This window comes from Aeromonas sp. ASNIH2 (genome assembly GCF_002934795.1).
Lineage (GTDB): Bacteria > Pseudomonadota > Gammaproteobacteria > Enterobacterales > Aeromonadaceae > Aeromonas > Aeromonas caviae.
The window spans coordinates 433560-452412 of sequence record NZ_CP026406.1 but is presented as its reverse complement, the minus strand read 5'-3'; the positions used below and the strand labels follow the sequence as shown (position 1 = coordinate 452412).

Sequence of the window (18853 nt, the reverse complement as noted above, 5' to 3'; positions counted from 1 at the left end):
CCGCCGGGCCCGTCTCAGAAGAGGTCGCCCTCGTCCTTGGTGGGCTCCAGGCTCCAGCCGCTCGCCGCCGCGCTGTTGCCAATCTGGCCCTTCTCCCGCCAGAGTTTGATCTTGAGGCGCAGGTTGTTCTGGGAGTCCGCGTTCTTCACCGCCTCCTCCTCGTCGATCACCCCCTCGACCACCAGATCGAACAGAGTGCTGTCGAAGGTCACCATGCCAAGGGCCCTGGATTTTTCCATGATCTCCTTGAGGCCGCCAAACTCGCCGCGCTTGATGAGATCGCGCACCGTGTGGGTCCCGAGCATCACCTCCACCGCCGCCCGGCGCCCGCCGTCCGTGGTCTTCACCAGCCGCTGGGAGACAAAGGCCTTGAGGTTGTTGCCAAGGTCGTTGAGCAGCTGGGGTCTGCGCTCTTCCGGGAAGAAGTTGATGATGCGATCCAGCGCCTGGTTGGCGTTGTTGGCGTGCAGGGTGGAGATGGCCAGATGCCCGGTCTCCGAGAAGGCGAGGGCATGCTCCATGGTCTCCCGATCGCGGATTTCACCGATGAGGATGACGTCCGGCGCCTGGCGCAGGGTGTTCTTCAGGGCCGCGTGGAAGCTGCGGGTATCCACCCCCACCTCCCGCTGGTTGATGATGCTCTTCTGGTGGCGATGGACGAACTCCACCGGATCCTCGATGGTGATGATGTGGCCGCCGCTGTTGCGGTTGCGATGATCGATGAGGGCCGCGAGCGATGTGGATTTGCCGGACCCCGTGCCGCCGACGAAGAGCACCAGACCCCGCTTCTCCATGATGGTGTCGAGGAGCACCGGAGGGAGTTTGAGATCCTCGAAGCGGGGGATCTCGGTCTTGATGTTGCGCGCCACCAGGGAGACTTCATTGCGCTGCTTGAAGATGTTGACCCGAAAACGGCCTATCTGGGGCAGGGAGATGGCGAGGTTCATCTCCAGCTCTTTCTCGAACTGCTGTTTCTGCTCGAGATCCATGATGTCGTAGGCGATGCGGGCCACCTCGCCCGGCCCCAGGGGCTCCTGGGTGAGGGGGCGCAGGGCGCCGTTGAACTTGGCGCAGGGGGGGGCGCCGGTGGAGAGATAGAGATCGGAACCGTCCTGTTTGGCCAGGATCTGCAGCATGTCTCTCAATTCCATGAGGGGCCTCGTCGCTCAAAGGGCTGGGGGATGATGAATGGCTTGAGTGTACAGCCTCAGGCGCCGGTCAGTTTTTCGCGGAACACAAAAAAGACCGCGCCCAGGATGCACAGACCCGCCCAGAGGTAGTCCCACTTCAGATCTTCTTTCAGATAGAAGATGGAGAAGGGAACGAACACGGTGAGGGTGATCACCTCCTGCAGGATCTTGAGCTGGCCGACGGAGAGCACGGTGTGGCCGATGCGGTTGGCGGGCACCTGCAACAGGTATTCGAACAGGGCTATCCCCCAGCTCACCAGGGCGGCGATGATCCAGGGTTTGTGATTCATGCTCTTGAGATGGGCGTACCAGGCAAACGTCATGAAGACGTTGCTGCAGATGAGCAGGCCGATACTGGTCATGATGGGGTTCATTAGGTTCTCCTTTTAAATCAATGCATTTTATCTCGACTCCATGGGTTTTCATAAGTGGTGCTTGAGGGTATTTTTAGCTCACAAGGATGTAACAAAAGAAGGCGAAAGCTGGATGGGCAAGACAAGCTGGGGTGCGCTTTGTCTGTTGTTTGCCTGCTGGGCGCAAGGTGCGCCGACCCTGACGGTGGCCACCGATGTCTGGCCGCCGTTTCGCATGCTGGCAGAGAACGACGACTTCCAGGGGCTGGATATCGACATTCTGCGCCAGTTGCAGGCACGCAGCGGCATTGTGCTCACCCTCAAACGGGTGCCCTGGGGACGGGCACTTAAACAGATGCAGACCGGTCAGGCGGATCTGATGATAGGGCTGGCTCACACCGAGGAGCGGGCCGCCTTCATCGACTACCTGCAGCCGTCCTATTACCAGTGCCGGCCTGCCTTCTATGGTAAGCCCGCCGCCGTGGCCGGCCTCAGGCGCTACGAGGATCTGCGAGGCCGCGAGATAGGCTATGTGCTCAACTCCGCCTACTTCCCCCCCTTTGATGGCGACACCCAGCTCGACAAGCACGGGGTTCCTACCGAAGACCAGTTGCAGCGCATGGTGGAGCGGGGCCACCTGCCCCTGATGATAGGGACCGACTGCCAGGTGGATTACGCCCTGAGCCAGCACAACGACGCCGGCCTCGTCAAGGCGCCCTTCCAGCCCCCCAACCCGGTGGTGCTCTACCTCGGGATGAGCAAGCACTCACCCCACCACGAGCTGGGCTCCAAGCTGGCGCAGGCGTTGCAAGCCATGGTGGAGAGCGGCGAGATAGCGGCGCTGGCCAAGCCCTACCAGCCTTGACCTTGGGTGGTAACGCGCTGTTATCATGCAGCTTTCCTGCCTGCCCCCCGGCGGGCCTCGCTTCTTGGGGATCCCGTGTATCTCGCTCTCATCCGTCGCCAGCAGCGCTGGCAGCGCCGCTGGCTGCTCCTGCTGTCGCTGCTGACCCTGGCCCTGTTCCTGCTCTCCCTCGCCCTCGGGGAGTTCGTGCTGCTGCCCTGGCAGCCGCTGGGGGATCTGGAGCTGCGTATCTTGCTGGAGCTGCGCCTGCCGCGCGCCCTGCTGGCCCTGCTGGCGGGGGCCTCCCTTGCCTGCGGAGGTGCCGTGCTCCAGGTGATGCTGCACAACCCGGTGGCGGAACCCGGCCTGCTCGGCGTCTCGAGCGGCGCTGGGCTGGCCGCCATGGTGGCGATGGCGGTGGCCAAGGGGCTCGGGCTCTATCTGCCGGGCTGGGGGCTGTCGCTGGCGGCCTTTGGCGGCGCCCTGGTGGTGACCATGCTGCTCATCCGTCTCGCACACCGGGCACGGCTCGGCCATGGGCGGCTGCTGCTGTTTGGGGTCGCCATCGGCATCCTCACCAATGCGGCCATGACCTGGCTGATGTATTTCGCCGACGACGGCGCCTTGCGGGAATTCATGTTCTGGATGATGGGGAGTCTCGCCTACGGCAGCCAGCAGCTCGCCTGGTGGTGGCTGGTGCTGCCCCTCACCCTCGGCTGGCTCTGCTGGCAGGGGCGGGCACTGCAACAACTGCTGCTGGGGGAGACCCAGGCCCGCCTCATGGGGCTGAACGTGGACAGCATGCGGGTACGCCTGGTGCTGGCGGTCTGCCTGCTCACCGGGGTGGCGGTCTCCCTGTGCGGCGTCATCGGCTTCGTCGGCCTGGTGGTGCCTCACCTGCTGCGCCTGTGCGGTGGCAGCGATCAGCGCTTCCTGCTGCCCGCCTCGGCGCTGGGGGGCGGCGCCCTGCTGCTCGGGGCCGATCTAGTGGCCCGCTCGGCGCTGCACGCCGGTGAACTGCCCATCGGGGTTATCACCGCCTCGGTGGGCGCCCCGCTCTTTATCTATCTACTGCTGAGGCAAGATGCCGATGTGTCCCGCTGATCCCACCCCCTGGCGGCTGGAGGCCCGCGCCCTGGCCATCCCCCATCGCCTCGCCCCCCTGGATCTCGCCTGGCCCGGTGGTCAGCTGGTGGCCCTGCTCGGCCCCAACGGCAGCGGCAAGTCCTCCCTGCTCGGAGCCCTGGCGGGCCTGCTGCCCGCCGATGGCGCCGTCTTGCTGGGAGGAGAGGCCATCACGACCCTGAGCTGGCCCGAGCTTGCAACGCGGCGCGCCATGCTGCCCCAGCGCCAGCCCCAGCTGTTCCACATCCCGGTGTTCCAGGTGCTGAGCCTGGGGCTGGAGGAGGGGGGCCCCGATGCCCAGGCGCAGGCGGTGGCGGATGTGTGCGACGCCCTGGAACTGGCGCCCCTGCTGGCACGGGACTTCAGCCGATTGTCCGGGGGGGAGCAGCAGCGGGTGCTGATCGCCCGCACCCTGCTGCAACTGTGGCCAAGCCTCAACCCGACCGGGCGGGTGCTGCTGCTGGACGAACCCCTGGCGGGGCTGGATCTGCATCACCAGATGGCGCTGCTGCGGCTGCTCAAGCAACTGGCCGCGCAGGGATTGCTGGTGGTGGTGGCCATCCACGACATCAATCTGGCCATCGACTGGGCGGATCGCGTGCTCTGCCTGCAACAGGGCCGCGTGGTGGGGGAAGGGGACGTCGGGATCATCGACGAGGCGCTGCTGGAGCGGGTGTTCCAGATCCGCACCGATCGTATCGAAGCGGCCGGCCGCACCTGGTTTATGCCGAGTCTTTGAGAACGGGGCGCAGAGGAGAGATAGCGTTTGTAGGGTCGATTAGCGAAGCGTAATCGGCCGCCTGCAAGAATAAGGGGCCAGTATCAGGAATACTGGCCCCTTTGCTTTTATTCGCTGTTCAGCCCAGCTTGTCCAGACGTACCTTGGCCGCTTCGGCCAGCATGGCGAGCAAGGTCTCGGTGTCTACCCATGACAGGCAGGCATCCGTGATGCTCTGGCCGAAGGATGATGGCGCAGCCGTTAACCCTGGCGGGTTTTCTCCAGCCGCACCTGAGCGGCTTCTGCCAGCATGGCCAGCAGGGTTTCGGTGTCACTCCACGACAGACAGGCATCGGTGATGCTCTGGCCGAAGGTGGCGGCACAGCCGTTCTCCACGTCCTGACGCCCTTCCACCAGGAAGCTCTCGGCCATGATGCCGGCGATGCCGGTGCGGCCGCGGCGCAGCTGATCGCAGATATCCTGGGCCACCAGCAGTTGGCGGCGGTGATCCTTCATGCTGTTGCCGTGGCTGAAGTCCACCACCAGGCGCTCCGGCAGGCCCACCTGGGCCAGAGCCTCGCACGCCTCGTCGATGCTGGCGGTGTCGTAGTTGGGCCTGTGGCCGCCGCGCAGGATCACGTGGCCGTAGGGGTTGCCGGCGGTGCGGTAGATGGTCATCTTGCCGTCCTTGTCCGGGGAGTAGAAGATGTGGCTGTGACGGGCGGCGCGCACCGCATCGATGGCGATGCGGGTGTTGCCGTCGGTGCCGTTCTTGAACCCCACCGGGCAGGAGAGGGCGGAGGCCATCTCCCGGTGAACCTGGGACTCGGTGGTGCGCGCCCCGATGGCGCCCCAGGTGATGAGATCGCTGATGTACTGGCCGGTCACCATGTCGAGGAACTCGGTGGCGGTGGGCATGCCGGTCTCGTTGATGTCCACCAGCAGCTTGCGGGCCAGTTTCAGCCCTTCATTGACGTCGAAACTGCCGTCCAGGCGCGGATCATTGATGAGCCCCTTCCAGCCGACGATGGTGCGCGGCTTCTCGAAGTAGGTGCGCATCACGATGCACAGGCTCTCTTTGTACTCTTCACGCAGGGTGTTCAGACGCAGAGCGTATTCGTGGGCGGCGGCGGGATCGTGGATGGAGCAGGGGCCGACGATGACCAGCAGGCGCTGATCCTCACCGGACAGAATGGCTTCCACTTGGCGGCGGGCATCCAGCAGGTTCTGGGCGATGGTGTCGGTTAACGGGAAGGCGTGCGCCAGCTCGCTGGGGGTGATCAGGGCCTCCAGGCGACGGGTGCGCAATTCATCGGTGTGAATGGACATACGACTCAATTCTCGAGTGGATAAGGTGGGCGGGATGCCAAAATGCAAGGGAATAAAATAAAGCAAAAGTCACCCGATGGAAACCTTGGGCGGCTCTGATAGGATGTGAACCCAAAAGCCATTTCAAATGAGGTAGTTATCGTGGCAAAGCCAGGCGCGACCGGGATCACCCGCATCATCAACGCAACCGGTTACAGCATGAAAGGTCTCAAATCGGCCTGGATCAACGAGGCCGCCTTCCGTCAGGAGCTGCTGCTCATCCTGCTGCTGATGCCGCTGGCATTCTGGATAGGTGACTCCCTCAACGAGATCCTGCTGCTCGTCTGTATCAGCTGGCTGGTGGTGATCGTCGAGGTACTCAACTCCGCCGTGGAGGCGGTGGTGGATCGCATCGGCTCCGAGCATCACGAACTCTCGGGCCGCGCCAAGGATCTGGGCTCCGCCGCCGTCTTCATCGCCCTGGCCCTCAATGCCCTGGTGTGGGGCGCCCTGGTGGGCCGCAACCTGCTGGGCTGGTGGTAGGTTGCGAGAGCAGCCTTTCTCCTGACATAAAAAAGCCCGTCATCACGACGGGCTTTTTGCTGCGCAGATAAGGGCTTATCAGTGCAGGATCCGGGCACGGATGGTGCCATTGATCTCTTTGAGACGGGCCAGGGCCTTCTCGCTGTGCTCGGTTTCGACGTCGATGACCACGTAACCGATCTCGCTGCTGGTCTGCAGGTACTGACCGGCGATGTTGATCCCCTCGTCGGCGAAGATCTGGTTGATCTGGTTCATCACGCCGGGCTGGTTGCGGTGAATGTGCAGCAGGCGGCTGGAGCCCTTGTGGCCGGGCAGGGAGACTTCTGGGAAGTTGACCGCGGAGAGGGTGGAGCCGTTGTCGGAGTATTTGACCAGCTTGTTGGCCACTTCCAGACCGATGTTTTCCTGGGCTTCCTGGGTGGAGCCGCCGATGTGGGGGGTCAGGATCACGTTGTCCAGGCCGCGCAGGGGGGTGAGGAACTCCTCGTCGTTGGACTTGGGCTCCACCGGGAAGACGTCGATGGCGGCGCCGGAGAGGTGGCCGCTCTTGATGACGTCGGCCAGGGCGTCGATGTCCACCACGGTGCCGCGGGAGGCGTTGATGAAGATGGCGCCCGGTTTCATCATGCGCAGTTGCTCTGCACCGATGAGATCCTTGGTGGAGGCGGTTTCCGGTACGTGCAGGCTGATGACGTCAGACATGTTGAGCAGCTCCACCAGGTTCGGCACCTGGATGGCGTTGCCAAGGGAGAGCTTGTTCTCGATGTCGTAGTAGTAGACCTTCATGCCGATCATCTCGGCGATGATGCCAAGCTGGGTGCCGATGTGGCCGTAGCCGATGATGCCGAGCTTCTTGCCGCGGGCTTCGACGCTGCGGTTGGCCAGCTTCTCCCAAACGCCGCGATGGCACTTGGCGTTCTTCTCGGGAATACCGCGCAGCAGCAGCAGGATCTCCCCCAGTACCAGTTCGGCCACGGAGCGGGTGTTGGAGAAGGGGGCGTTGAAGACGGGGATGCCGCGCACGTGGGCGGCGTCGAGGGATACCTGGTTGGTGCCGATGCAGAAGCAGCCGATGGCCACCAGCTTGGTGGCGGCATCCAGCACCTTCTCGGTGATCTGGGTGCGTGAACGCAGGCCCACGAAATGCACGTCACGAATGCGCTCGATCAACTCCTCTTCCGACAGGGACGTCTTCAGATATTCCACATTGGTGTAGCCGGCTGCCCGAAAGGTCTCCACCGTGTTGGGATGGACTCCCTCCAGCAGCAGTACCTTGATCTTATCCTTGTCCAGCGAAAACTTGGCTGTCATGACGTTCCCTCTATTGTTTTGAAAAATGCGTTCAGGCTTGCAGTGTGAAGAAAACCGTAAAGTAGCAAAAACGTTTGGGAGAGGGAATATTTGTGACGAAAGTCAAATTCTTTGAAGTTATCAACGATTGTTGCAGATGTGCTGCTACAACCCATTGAGGGATAACCAGAAACGGCGCCATGAGGCGCCGTTGTCCATTTGGGGCAGTCAGATTGACTGACCGGGGCGGGGGCTTGCCCGGAGGGGGAGGTCCGGGGAGCAGGCCTTAGTTGGTGATCACACCCTCGGGGGTGCCGATCAGCACAACGTCGGCGCCACGGTGGGCGAACAGGCCGTTGGTGACCACGCCCACGATGCTGTTGAGGCGGGTTTCCAGAGCCTTGGCATCGGTGATGGCCATGCCCTTGACGTCCAGGATGATGTTGCCGTTGTCGGTCACCACCCCTTCACGCCACACCGGGTTGCCGCCAAGGGCGCGGATCTCGCGGGCCACGTATTCGCGGGCCATGGGGATCACTTCCACCGGCAGGGGGAAGGTGCCCAGCACGTCGACGGTCTTGGTGTTGTCGATGATGCAGATGAACTGGTCGGCCACGGCGGCGACGATCTTCTCGCGGGTCAGGGCGGCTCCGCCCCCCTTGATCATGTCGCGGCTGGCGTTGATCTCGTCGGCACCATCCACGTAGACGGAGAGGGCATCGATGTGGTTGAGGTCAAACACCGGGATGCCGAGACCCTTGAGGCGTTCGGTGGAGGCGATGGAGCTCGACACCGCGCCCTTGATCTGGTCTTTCATGGTCGCCAGTGCGTCGATGAAGTGATTGACGGTAGAGCCGGTGCCCACCCCGACGATGGTGCCGGGTACCACGTATTTGAGCGCAGCCCAACCGGCCGCCTTCTTCATTTCATCTTGAGTCATGATGGATCCTTATGGAAAAAGCGGGCGCATTATATCCAAGCATCCCCCCCAGAGCGACCATGGTGCTCACGTTCCGGCGCAAAAATCCCCAAGATGTAAATCGTTTGCCTGTTTATTGAACCGAAGGGGGTGCCCCCGCCTCATCAGGCAAAGTGCCAGCTGCGGCTGGGGGTGATGATCTGGGGGAGCGGCACGTCCCACTGCTCCCGGGGGACGGCATCCACCTGCTGGCAATCGTGGGCGAGCCCCAGGGGTCTTGGGCCGAGCTGGTGCTCGTGCCAGCAGGCGAGGGTGCGATCGTAGTAGCCGCCCCCCATGCCGAGGCGGTTGCCAGCCTCATCGAAGGCCACCAGCGGGGCGCAGATGATGTCCAGCATGCTGTGGGGCAGCACCTGCTGCACGTCGAGCTCGGGCTCGGCGATGCCGTAGCGGTTGCGGGTCATGGGGGTGGTGGCGGTGTAGCGCAAGAAGAGCAGGTGACCCGGGGTGAAGGGGTGCAGCACCGGCAGGTAGACCTCCTTTTGCTGGGCCCACAGCCAGTGGATGGCAGGCAGGGGATCGAGCTCCCCGTCGTTGGCCAGATAGAGGGCGATGCGCCTGGCCGCGAGGATGCCGGGGTGTTCCTGGAAGCGCTCGACCAGCTGTTGGGCCGCCGCCTGCTGCTCGGCCTGGCTCAGGCTTTTTCTGCGCTGGCGAATGAGCTGGCGCAGGTTCTGGCGTTCGGGTTGGGTATCCGGCATGGGGACTCCTGGGCAAAGGTGGGCTGGCGCTACCTTAGCAAGGGGCCGACGGGATGAAAAGCCGATGGCGGGGCCGCCAGCCGGGCGGCCCCTGAGGTCGGGCGTCAGGAACGGTGGGGGGCGGGAGCCACTGCCCCCATCTGGTGCTTGAGGAAGACGGCCACGATGGCGGCCAGGGCCAGCGCCATGGGGTAGAAGCTCATGCTCACGACCAGGATCGGAGAGAGGGCGAAGATGGAACCCAGCAGCAGCGCCTGGGCGCCCCAGGGAATCAGCCCCTGTACCACGCAGGAGAAGATGTCCAGCATGGAGGCGGCGCGGCGCGGGGTGACCCCGTGATGGTCCGCCAGATCCCTGGCCACCTTGCTCGCGACTATGATGGCGACAGTGTTGTTGGCGGTGCACAGGTTGGTGAGGCTCACCACGCCGGCGATGCCGAGCTCGGCCGCCTTCTCGTTCTGCTCGCCATCGTGGTGGCGGGTGAAGCGGGCAATCAGGGCGGCGATGCGCTCACTTATCCAGGCTAGCCCCCCCTGGCGTTCCATCAGGGCACCCAGACCGCCGATGAGCATGGAGAGCAGGAAGATCTCCTGCATGCTGGTGAAGCCCTGATAGATGTCCTTGCTGAACTGGCCGAGGGAGTAGCTGCCAAGCAGCCCCACGCCACCGGCCGCCAGGATGCCGAGCCCCAGTACCATGAAGACGTTCATGCCAGAGAGGGCCAGCACCAGGATCAGCAGATAGGGGGCGACCTTGAGCAAGTCCGCCTCGGCGGTGGGAGCCGGCGCTTCACCGGTGGAGCCCAGCACCAGATAGAGCAGGATCACCAGCACGGCGGCGGGGGCGGCAATCTTGATGTTCTCGCGAAACTTGTCCTTCATCTCGCAGCCCTGGCTGCGGGTGGCGGCTATGGTGGTGTCTGAGATGATGGAGAGGTTGTCCCCGAACATGGCGCCGGAGAGGATGGTCCCCGCCATCAGCATCGGATCGATGCCGGCGGCCTGGGCGACGCCCAGCGCCACCGGTGCCACGGCGCCGATGGTGCCCATGGAGGTACCCATGGCGGTGGCAATGAAGGCAGAGATGAGGAAGAGCCCCGGCAGCAGGCACCAGCCCGGAATGAGGGAGAGGCCGAGGGCGACCGTGGCATCCACCCCACCGGTGGCCTTGGCCACGGTGGCGAAGGCGCCCGCCAGCAAATAGATGAGGCACATAGCCATGATGTTGCTCTCGCCCACCCCCTTGAAGAAGGTCTCGAGGTTCTTGTTGAACCCCTCGCGTCCCATCAGCAGGGCCAGCATGACGGCAGGCAGGGCGGCAACGGGGGCGGGGAGCTGGTAGAAGGCAAACTCGACCCCCTGCAGGGTCAGCCAGGTACCGGTTCCGATGAAGATGGCAAGAAAGACCAGAAGGGGCAGCAGGGCTCTGGCACGGGGTTGGGTCTGGATCATGTGTTCCTCGAAACTTGAACAATGACCTCCTGTCGTTGCCTGTGGCGCCTCCGGGGCGGGCACAGGGCGGGCATCCTGCCACCATGGGGGGGCAACAGTAGTGAGTCGGCCCGCCCGGGTCAAGATAGCCGTCCAGATGGATAGGGCTTTTTGCTTCGTGATTCTGACTTGTCTGGTTATTCCGTTATTTATTCTGTTTTTATTGAATTTATCGTTTAAATGTCGGGGTGGTTTGGCGGGCCAGATCGGGCTTTTCAAAGGGGACGCGGGCTGGTAAAACGGTCTCTTTCCATAATAAAGAGATGAGAGGGTGGAGATGGACAATCCGATCCGTGTGGCCGTGATGGGCTGTAATGGTCGTATGGGCAAGGTGCTGCTGGAGGCTATCGCCAACGCCGAGGGCGTGGTGGTGGGAGCGGCGCTGGAACGACCGGGCTCTGCCGTGATCGGTCTGGATGCGGGTGAACTCAACGGCCTGGGGCGCCTTGGCGTCATCATCAGCGACAGTCTGGAGAAGGTGAAGGACGAGTTCGATCTCATCATCGACTTCACCCGCCCCGAGGTGACCCTGGCGAACCTCGCCTTTGCACTGGCTCATGGCAAGCAGATGGTGATCGGCACCACCGGCTTTGACGAGGCGGGCAAGGCGGCCCTGCACGAGGCGGGCAAGCAGATCGGCATCGTCTTCGCCTCCAACTACTCGGTCGGTGTCAACCTGGTGTTCAAGCTGCTGGAGCAGGCGGCCAGGGTGATGGGGGAGTACACCGACATCGAGATCATCGAGGGGCACCACAGACACAAGGTGGATGCTCCGTCCGGCACCGCGCTCTCCATGGGGGAAGTGGTGGCGAAAACCCTGGGCCGGGATCTGAAAGAGTGCGCCGTCTATGGCCGTGAGGGGATCACCGGTGAGCGGGATCGCAACACCATCGGCTTTGCCACCATCCGCGCCGGAGATCTGGTGGGGGAGCACACCGTCATGTTCGCCGACATCGGCGAGCGGGTCGAGATCAGCCACAAGGCTTCCAGCCGTTTGACCTTCGCCAACGGTGCAGTGCGGGCGGGCAAGTGGCTCGGCCAGCAAGGGGCCGGTCTCTATGACATGCAGGATGTGCTCGGTCTGAAATAAACCGTCTTCAGGGGGAGTGCAGACTCCCGTACTGTTTGCCAAACCCCGGTCCGCCGGGGTTTTTTGTCACTTTTTTGTAGAAATAAGCCTTAATCATCACTTTTTGAGTGAACCTCGCTAAATCCTGCCATTCTTACAAGCCTGCCACCCTCTTGCGACAAAAATGTCATCAAGGGGTAACGGCTTTGGGTCTCAATATTCCCCTGCGGGGGGCATTTCGCCCTGATGTGAAATAGACTAAAAATGCAATCCAAGAAAAACGTTTTCTATTCTTGGTGTTCACTTTTCTGGCTTCAAATGGTGTTTTTGCTGTTGTGTTGTTTGTTTTTTAATTTTCTATCTTGCTGTTTATTAAGTAATAAATATGGATTTTTGTGCGTTGCATGGCATCGGATGCCGCTTTGTTGTCTGTGTTTGGCTTTTCTTTTTGAAGAGGGGGTTGCAAAGCGAGTGAGTGCATAGATAATGGGTAATGTTGCTTGTTTATTGAATTTAGATGCATTTCAAACGAGAAAAGACGTTGAAATGAGATCGTTTTTAAGTAGAATGCGCCCAATTTGCCAGAAATCTGCCGGGTTCGAGTCCTGTCAAAGACCGGAACCGAGCCCGCAACACCCAGGTAAATTGCTGAATTTAAAGCTAAATAACTGGAGGTTGTCTTGAATCACACTGCATTGCTAGTGCTGGAAGATGGAACTGTGTTCAAAGGCGTGTCGATAGGCGCCGAGGGATGTTCCGTTGGTGAAGTGGTTTTCAACACGTCGATGACGGGTTATCAGGAAATCCTCACAGATCCCTCCTATTCCCGTCAGATCGTTACCCTCACTTACCCCCATATAGGCAACACCGGCACCAACAGCGAAGATGAAGAGTCCAGTCAGGTCCATGCTCAGGGCCTCATCATCCGGGACCTTCCGATACTGGCCTCCAACTTCCGCAATCAGCAATCCCTCTCCGATTACCTCAAGTCTCACAACATCGTTGGCATCGCCGACATCGACACCCGCAAGCTGACCCGCATCCTGCGTGAAAAAGGCGCCCAGGCCGGTTGCATCCTGGCCGGCAAGCAGCTCGATGAAGCCCATGCCCTCGAACAGGCCCGCGCCTTCCCCGGTTTGAAGGGGATGGACCTGGCCAAGGAAGTGACCGTGAGCGAATCCTACAGCTGGACTGAAGGCAGCTGGCAACTCGGCAAGGGTCACGTCACCCCGGCGGCCGATGAGCTGAAATACCACGTGGTGGCCTACGACTTCGGCGTGAAGCGCAACATCCTGCGCATGCTGGTGGACCGTGGCTGCCGCCTGACCGTGGTGCCGGCCAAGACCCCGGCCGCCGAGGTACTGGCGATGAACCCGGATGGCATCTTCCTCTCCAACGGCCCCGGCGACCCCGAGCCGTGCGACTACGCCATCGAAGCTATCAAGGCTTTCCTTGATACCAGCACCCCGGTGTTCGGTATCTGCCTGGGCCACCAGTTGCTGGGCCTGGCCTCCGGCGCCAAGACCATCAAGATGAAGTTCGGCCACCACGGTGCCAACCACCCGGTGAAGAGTCTGGACGACAACACCGTGATGATCACCGCCCAGAACCACGGCTTTGCGGTGGACGAGCAGACCCTGCCCGAGTGCCTGCGTGCCACCCACGTCTCCCTGTTCGATGGGTCGCTCCAGGGCATCCATCGCACCGACCGTCCTGCCTTCAGCTTCCAGGGTCACCCCGAAGCGAGCCCGGGCCCGCACGATTGTGCCGGTCTGTTCGACCACTTTATTGAATTGATTAAGCAGTATCGCGCCTAAGAGGATAAAGAGAGCCATGCCAAAACGTAACGACCTACAGAGCATCCTGATCCTCGGCGCCGGCCCCATCGTCATCGGTCAGGCCTGCGAATTCGACTACTCCGGCGCCCAGGCGTGCAAGGCCCTGAAAGAAGAGGGCTACCGCGTCATCCTGGTGAACTCCAACCCGGCCACCATCATGACCGACCCGGAGATGGCCGACGCCACCTACATCGAGCCCATCACCTGGGAAGTGGTGCGCGAGATCATCAAGAAAGAGCGCCCGGACGCCATCCTGCCCACCATGGGTGGTCAGACTGCGCTGAACTGCGCCCTGGCGCTGGAGCAGCATGGCGTGCTCAAGGAGTTCGGTGTCGAGATGATCGGCGCCACCGCCGACGCCATCGACAAGGCCGAGGATCGCTCCCGCTTTGACAAGGCCATGCGCAGCATCGGTCTCGAGTGCCCCCGTGCCGGCATCGCCCACAACATGGAAGAGGCCTGGGGCGTGCAGCAGATGGTAGGCTTCCCCTGCATCATCCGTCCTTCCTTTACCATGGGTGGCTCGGGCGGCGGCATCGCCTACAACACCGAAGAGTTCGTGGAGATCTGCGAGCGCGGTCTGGATCTCTCCCCGACCAAGGAGCTGCTCATCGACGAGTCGCTCATCGGCTGGAAAGAGTACGAGATGGAAGTGGTGCGGGATCGCAACGACAACTGCATCATCGTCTGCGCCATCGAGAACTTCGACCCCATGGGCATCCACACCGGTGACTCCATCACGGTCGCGCCAGCCCAGACGCTGACCGACAAGGAGTACCAGATCATGCGCAACGCCTCCATGGCGGTGCTGCGCGAGATCGGTGTCGAGACCGGCGGCTCCAACGTTCAGTTCGGCATCAACCCCAAAGACGGCCGCATGGTCATCATCGAGATGAACCCGCGGGTGTCGCGCTCCTCTGCGCTGGCCTCCAAGGCGACCGGCTTCCCCATCGCCAAGATCGCCGCCAAGCTCGCCATCGGTTACACCTTGGACGAGCTGATGAACGACATCACCGGTGGTCGTACCCCGGCCTCCTTCGAGCCGGCCATCGACTACGTGGTCACCAAGGTGCCGCGCTTCAACTTCGAGAAGTTCGCCGGCGCCAACGACCGTCTGACCACCCAGATGAAGTCCGTGGGTGAAGTGATGGCCATCGGCCGCAACTTCCAGGAGTCCCTGCACAAGGCCCTGCGTGGTCTCGAGACCGGCAAGACCGGCTTCGATCCCATGGTTGACCTGAACGCCCCCGACTCCCTGACCCGCATCCGTCACGAGCTGCAGGATGCCGGTGCCGAGCGCATCTTCTACATCGCCGACGCCTTCCGCGCCGGTCTCTCCATGGACGGCGTGTTCAAGCTGACCAAGATTGACCCCTGGTTCCTGGTGCAGATTGAAGAGCTGGTGAAACTGGAAGAGCAGGTGAAAGAGCGCGGCATGGCCGGTCTTGACGCCGACTTCCTGCGCGCCCTCAAGCGCAAGGGCTTTGCCGACGCCCGTCTGGCCAAGATCCTCGGCGTGGCCGAAGGGGAAGTGCGTAAATTGCGTGCCCGCCACAACATCTTCCCGGTCTACAAGCGGGTCGATACCTGCGCGGCCGAGTTCGCCACCAACACCGCCTACATGTACTCCAGCTACGACGAAGAGTGCGAGGCCAACCCCACCAACCGCGACAAGATCATGGTCATCGGTGGCGGCCCGAACCGTATCGGTCAGGGCATCGAGTTCGACTACTGCTGCGTACATGCGGCCCTGGCCCTGCGCGAAGACGGCTACGAGACCATCATGGTCAACTGCAACCCGGAAACCGTCTCCACCGACTACGACACTTCCGACCGTCTCTACTTCGAGCCGGTGACCCTGGAAGACGTGCTGGAAATCGTGCGTGTCGAGCAGCCCAAGGGCGTCATCGTCCAGTACGGCGGCCAGACTCCGCTGAAGCTGGCGCGGGCATTGGAAGCCAATGGCGTGCCGGTGATTGGTACCAGCCCGGATGCCATCGACCGCGCGGAAGATCGCGAGCGCTTCCAGTCCGCCGTCGAGCGCCTCGGCCTCAAGCAGCCGGAAAACGGCACCGTCACCGCCCTGGAGCAGGCCGTGCAACTGGCCACGCGCATCACCTACCCGCTGGTGGTTCGCCCCTCCTACGTGCTGGGTGGCCGCGCCATGGAAATCGTCTATGACGAGCAGGACCTGCGCCGCTACTTCGCCGAGGCAGTGAGCGTCTCCAACGAGTCGCCGGTGCTGCTGGACCGCTTCCTGGACGACGCCACCGAGGTGGACGTGGACGCCATCTGCGACGGCGTTGACGTGGTTATCGGCGGCATCATGGAGCACATCGAACAGGCCGGTATCCACTCCGGTGACTCCGCCTGCTCCCTGCCGCCCTACACCCTGTCCAAGGCCATCCAGGACGAGATGCGCGAGCAGGTGCGCAAGCTGGCGCTGGAACTCGGCGTGGTCGGTCTGATGAACGTGCAGTTCGCGGTGAAAGACAACGAGATCTACCTCATCGAGGTGAACCCCCGTGCCGCCCGTACCGTGCCGTTTGTCTCCAAGGCCACCGGTGCCCCGCTGGCGAAGATCGCCGCCCGCGTCATGGCCGGTCAGAGCCTGAAAGAACAGGGCTTCACCACCGAGATCATCCCGCCCTACTACTCGGTGAAGGAAGTGGTACTGCCGTTCGCCAAGTTCCCGGGTGTGGACCCGCTGCTGGGGCCGGAAATGCGCTCCACCGGTGAAGTCATGGGGGTGGGCAGCAGCTTCGCCGAGGCCTATGCCAAGGCGCAGCTGGGTGCCGGTCACCAGGTACCGAGCGAAGGTCGCGCCCTCTTGTCCGTGCGCCACGGCGACAAGGAGCGGGTGGTCAACCTGGCCGCCAAGCTGCTGGAGCTGGGCTATGACCTCGACGCCACCCACGGCACCGCCGTGACTCTGGGCGAGGCGAGCATCAACCCGCGTCTGGTCAACAAGGTGCACGAGGGTCGTCCGCACATTCTGGATCGCATCAAGAATGGCGAGTACACCTACATCGTCAACACCGCCGAGGGTCGTCAGGCCATTGAGGACTCCAAGCAGCTGCGCCGTGGCGCCCTGCAGCACAAGGTGGCTTACACCACCACGCTGCACGCGGCCTTCGCCACCTGCATGGCCATCAGTGTCGATGCCACCGCCAATGTGAACTCGGTGCAGGAGCTGCACGAGAAGGTGAACAACCGCTAAGAGCACCGGCAGCACACTGCCCGCTCGATGCACGCAAACCCCGCCAGCAACGGCGGGGTTTTTTATTGCCTGCGCCCTGCCACTTCCGGGGAAACGCCTTCAAGGAAGATGGGTGAGATGGCGAATAATTCATCATGGGTGGTGATACTCACCCCATGAATGAACTTTCACTGCATCAATATTGCTGAATTGGCATGATGGGGTGCAATCTTCGCAATCTCTCGCCCCCACGACCTCCCTATACTGGGTGCTCATACAAACAAGGTCGTCTGCGCCGACACACCAAAAGGTGGCGTGCGAGAGGATCAGCGCCCGCAGCCCGATCCGGCTGCCGTGGCCGGCCCCGGTGACCGACGGGGGCCGCAGGAAAACCGGTCGCGGGGTTACCGCCGCGCGACTCGTCAGGGACGGTGTTACCGCACCAACCCGCTTCCCCTCCTTGCCCCACCCGCCTGTCGGCCCGGTCGTCCGGCGCCTCGCCCATCCGTCAAGGGAATCTGAATATGAGCTTCGATCATCGCAAATACCGCCGTGCCCCCGTGATCAACCTGGCGGATCGCCAGTGGCCCAACCGGGTACTGGAGCGGGCACCGCTCTGGTGCGCCGTGGACCTGCGTGATGGCAACCAGGCGCTGGTCGAGCCCATGACGGTGGCCCAGAAGCTGCAAATGTGGGCGCTGATGACCCACATCGGTTTCAAGCACATCGAGGTGGGCTTCCCGGCGGCCTCCCAGCCCGACTTCGATTTTGTGCGCGAACTCATCGAGCGCAACCTCATCCCCGATGACGTCACCATCCAGGTGCTGGTGCAGGCACGCGAAGATCTGATCGCCCGCACCTTCGAGGCGCTCAAGGGGGCGAAACGGGCCATCGTTCACGTCTACAACTCGGTCAACCCGACCCAGCGCAACTATGTGTTCAACTCAGGCAAGGACGGGGTCAAGGCCATCGCCGTGCAGGGGGCGCGCTGGGTGAGGGAGTATGCGGCCCGCAATCCGGGCACCGAGTGGAGTTTCCAGTATTCTCCGGAGAGCTTCAGCAGCACCGAGGTGGAGTTCGCCGTCGAGGTGTGTGACGCCGTCATCGACGAGTGGCGTGCCGCTGCCCGTCCCATGATCCTGAACCTCCCCGCCACGGTGGAGGTGAGCACCCCCAATGTGTTTGCGGATCAGGTGGAGTGGTTCTGCCGCAACCTCAAGGCGCGACCCGAGGTGAGCATCTCCATCCACACCCACAACGACAGAGGCTGCGGGGTGGCCGCCGCCGAGCTGGCGGTGCTGGCGGGGGCGGATCGCATCGAGGGCACCCTGCTCGGCAACGGGGAGCGCACCGGCAACATGGACATCGTCACCATGGCCATGAACCTCTACAGCCAGGGGATTGACCCCGAGCTGGACCTGTCCGACATGGATGCCATCGTCGCCACCGTGGGGGCCTGCACCCAGATTGCCCTGCACCCGCGCCACCCCTATGCCGGCGAGCTGGTCTACACGGCGTTTTCCGGCAGCCACCAGGACGCCATCCGCAAGTCTCTCGCGGCAGAAAAACCGGATCACTACTGGGACGTGGCTTACCTGCCCATCGATCCTGCCGATCTCGGTCGCAGCTACGAGGCGGTGATCCGCATCAACAGCCAGTCCGGCAAGGGAGGGGTGACCTATCTGCTGGAACGTGACCTCGGTCTGCAACTGCCGCGCTGGCTGCAAATCGACTTCAGCCGCCGGGTGCAGGCCGAGGCTGAGGCGAGCAGCAGCGAAATCAGCCCGGAGCAGATCCGTACCCTGTTCGAGCAGCACTATCTCGAGCCTGCCCACGGCTATCGCATCGGGCGCTTCCAGCTCGGTCATGACAGTCAGGAGAGCCTGCGCCTGGAGTTGCAGACCCCCCACGGCACCCTGCAACTGTGCGGTGAAGGGGAGGGAGCCATCACCGCCCTGGTCAACGGCTGGCAGCGTCAGACCGGCATGCACATCGATGTGCTGGATTACTCCGAGCATGCGCTCACCGCCGGCACCGAATCCCGCGCCGCCGCCTATGTGCTGCTGAGCGTCGAGGGCACCCGGATGTGTGGCGTCGCCGTCGGTCGCGACGTGGTCAACGCCTCCCTGCAGGCGGTGATCAACGGCGCCGCCCAGCATCAGGCCCTGCGCCAGAGCGCCTGAGGCGGCACTGCCCGCTTGCCGTG

The 18853-nt window shown here is 62.7% G+C and carries 15 protein-coding genes; 8 read left to right on the top strand and 7 right to left on the bottom strand.

Translation table 11 applies throughout. The annotated features are described in order from the left end of the window. Positions 1-14 precede the first annotated feature (14 nt). Together tapW and C3F36_RS02050 are read right to left on the bottom strand one after the other, a co-directional pair. A complete protein-coding gene (tapW, locus tag C3F36_RS02055; protein ID WP_029314740.1) occupies positions 15-1151 on the bottom strand; it encodes a type IVa pilus ATPase TapW in 1137 nt (378 codons plus the stop codon). A gap of 56 nt (positions 1152-1207) precedes the next feature. Beyond that, positions 1208-1564, bottom strand: coding sequence for a DMT family protein (locus C3F36_RS02050; RefSeq protein WP_010675200.1), 357 nt, complete (start codon positions 1562-1564; stop codon positions 1208-1210). Positions 1565-1676: 112 nt separating this feature from the next. Between C3F36_RS02050 and C3F36_RS02045 the strand changes: the two genes are divergently transcribed. The 3 genes from C3F36_RS02045 (at position 1677) to C3F36_RS02035 (ending at position 4251) form a co-directional block, all read left to right on the top strand. Continuing rightward, positions 1677-2408 (top strand): substrate-binding periplasmic protein, encoded by a 732-nt coding sequence (locus tag C3F36_RS02045; protein ID WP_104454360.1) that lies wholly within the window; start codon positions 1677-1679, stop codon positions 2406-2408. Positions 2409-2483: 75 nt separating this feature from the next. Then, complete coding sequence (gene btuC / locus C3F36_RS02040; RefSeq protein ID WP_104454359.1) at positions 2484-3491, top strand: vitamin B12 ABC transporter permease BtuC; 1008 nt, start codon at positions 2484-2486, stop codon at positions 3489-3491. After that, a complete protein-coding gene (locus C3F36_RS02035; RefSeq protein WP_104454358.1) occupies positions 3478-4251 on the top strand; it encodes an ATP-binding cassette domain-containing protein in 774 nt (257 codons plus the stop codon). The genes btuC and C3F36_RS02035 overlap by 14 nt, the downstream gene beginning before the upstream one ends. Positions 4252-4491: 240 nt before the next feature. On the opposite strand, the gene C3F36_RS02025 is transcribed toward C3F36_RS02035, so the two are convergent. Further along, the gene (locus C3F36_RS02025; RefSeq protein WP_041213104.1) at positions 4492-5559 is read right to left on the bottom strand and encodes a 3-deoxy-7-phosphoheptulonate synthase; all 1068 of its coding nucleotides are present in this window, start codon (positions 5557-5559) and stop codon (positions 4492-4494) included. A gap of 141 nt (positions 5560-5700) precedes the next feature. Between C3F36_RS02025 and C3F36_RS02020 the strand changes: the two genes are divergently transcribed. Next, positions 5701-6081 (top strand): diacylglycerol kinase, encoded by a 381-nt coding sequence (locus C3F36_RS02020; protein ID WP_039040385.1) that lies wholly within the window; start codon positions 5701-5703, stop codon positions 6079-6081. 78 nt (positions 6082-6159) lie between these two features. Here C3F36_RS02020 and serA read toward each other — a convergent pair whose 3' ends face one another. The 4 genes from serA to C3F36_RS02000 all read right to left on the bottom strand — a co-directional run bounded on the left by serA (position 6160) and on the right by C3F36_RS02000 (position 10502). Beyond that, positions 6160-7392, bottom strand: a complete 1233-nt coding sequence (gene serA / locus C3F36_RS02015) for a phosphoglycerate dehydrogenase (protein WP_039040384.1) — start codon at positions 7390-7392, stop codon at positions 6160-6162. A 265-nt stretch (positions 7393-7657) separates the two neighbouring features. After that, positions 7658-8311 carry a ribose-5-phosphate isomerase RpiA gene (gene rpiA / locus C3F36_RS02010; RefSeq protein ID WP_104454357.1) on the bottom strand — a complete coding sequence of 218 codons (654 nt, stop codon included), beginning with the start codon at positions 8309-8311 and terminating at the stop codon, positions 7658-7660. 143 nt (positions 8312-8454) lie between these two features. Beyond that, the gene (locus tag C3F36_RS02005; protein ID WP_104454356.1) at positions 8455-9051 is read right to left on the bottom strand and encodes a 5-formyltetrahydrofolate cyclo-ligase; all 597 of its coding nucleotides are present in this window, start codon (positions 9049-9051) and stop codon (positions 8455-8457) included. A 104-nt stretch (positions 9052-9155) separates the two neighbouring features. Then, positions 9156-10502, bottom strand: a complete 1347-nt coding sequence (locus C3F36_RS02000; RefSeq protein WP_104454355.1) for a Na+/H+ antiporter NhaC family protein — start codon at positions 10500-10502, stop codon at positions 9156-9158. A gap of 316 nt (positions 10503-10818) precedes the next feature. On the opposite strand from C3F36_RS02000, the gene dapB reads away from it, so the two are divergent. The 4 genes from dapB (at position 10819) to leuA (ending at position 18830) form a co-directional block, all read left to right on the top strand. Next, the gene (gene dapB / locus C3F36_RS01995; protein ID WP_010675190.1) at positions 10819-11631 is read left to right on the top strand and encodes a 4-hydroxy-tetrahydrodipicolinate reductase; all 813 of its coding nucleotides are present in this window, start codon (positions 10819-10821) and stop codon (positions 11629-11631) included. 659 nt (positions 11632-12290) lie between these two features. After that, positions 12291-13427 carry a glutamine-hydrolyzing carbamoyl-phosphate synthase small subunit gene (gene carA, locus C3F36_RS01990; protein WP_010675189.1) on the top strand — a complete coding sequence of 379 codons (1137 nt, stop codon included), beginning with the start codon at positions 12291-12293 and terminating at the stop codon, positions 13425-13427. A gap of 16 nt (positions 13428-13443) precedes the next feature. Further along, positions 13444-16668, top strand: a complete 3225-nt coding sequence (gene carB, locus C3F36_RS01985; protein WP_010675188.1) for a carbamoyl-phosphate synthase large subunit — start codon at positions 13444-13446, stop codon at positions 16666-16668. Positions 16669-17171: 503 nt separating this feature from the next. Further along, entirely contained in the window at positions 17172-18830 is a 1659-nt protein-coding gene (gene leuA / locus C3F36_RS01980) for a 2-isopropylmalate synthase (protein ID WP_104454354.1), read from the top strand. The last annotated feature ends 23 nt before the right edge of the window (positions 18831-18853 follow it).

What these genes read in the sequence shown, in the direction of transcription:
- dapB (WP_010675190.1), top strand. Translation starts at nt 10,819, where the DNA reads ATGGACAATCCGATCCGTGTGGCCGTGATGGGCTGTAATGGTCGTATG.
- C3F36_RS02025 (WP_041213104.1), bottom strand. Translation starts at nt 5,559, where the DNA reads ATGTCCATTCACACCGATGAATTGCGCACCCGTCGCCTGGAGGCCCTG.
- rpiA (WP_104454357.1), bottom strand. Translation starts at nt 8,311, where the DNA reads ATGACTCAAGATGAAATGAAGAAGGCGGCCGGTTGGGCTGCGCTCAAA.
- C3F36_RS02050 (WP_010675200.1), bottom strand. Translation starts at nt 1,564, where the DNA reads ATGAACCCCATCATGACCAGTATCGGCCTGCTCATCTGCAGCAACGTC.
- C3F36_RS02005 (WP_104454356.1), bottom strand. Translation starts at nt 9,051, where the DNA reads ATGCCGGATACCCAACCCGAACGCCAGAACCTGCGCCAGCTCATTCGC.
- leuA (WP_104454354.1), top strand. Translation starts at nt 17,172, where the DNA reads ATGAGCTTCGATCATCGCAAATACCGCCGTGCCCCCGTGATCAACCTG.
- serA (WP_039040384.1), bottom strand. Translation starts at nt 7,392, where the DNA reads ATGACAGCCAAGTTTTCGCTGGACAAGGATAAGATCAAGGTACTGCTG.
- tapW (WP_029314740.1), bottom strand. Translation starts at nt 1,151, where the DNA reads ATGGAATTGAGAGACATGCTGCAGATCCTGGCCAAACAGGACGGTTCC.
- carB (WP_010675188.1), top strand. Translation starts at nt 13,444, where the DNA reads ATGCCAAAACGTAACGACCTACAGAGCATCCTGATCCTCGGCGCCGGC.
- C3F36_RS02045 (WP_104454360.1), top strand. Translation starts at nt 1,677, where the DNA reads ATGGGCAAGACAAGCTGGGGTGCGCTTTGTCTGTTGTTTGCCTGCTGG.
- C3F36_RS02000 (WP_104454355.1), bottom strand. Translation starts at nt 10,502, where the DNA reads ATGATCCAGACCCAACCCCGTGCCAGAGCCCTGCTGCCCCTTCTGGTC.
- C3F36_RS02035 (WP_104454358.1), top strand. Translation starts at nt 3,478, where the DNA reads ATGTGTCCCGCTGATCCCACCCCCTGGCGGCTGGAGGCCCGCGCCCTG.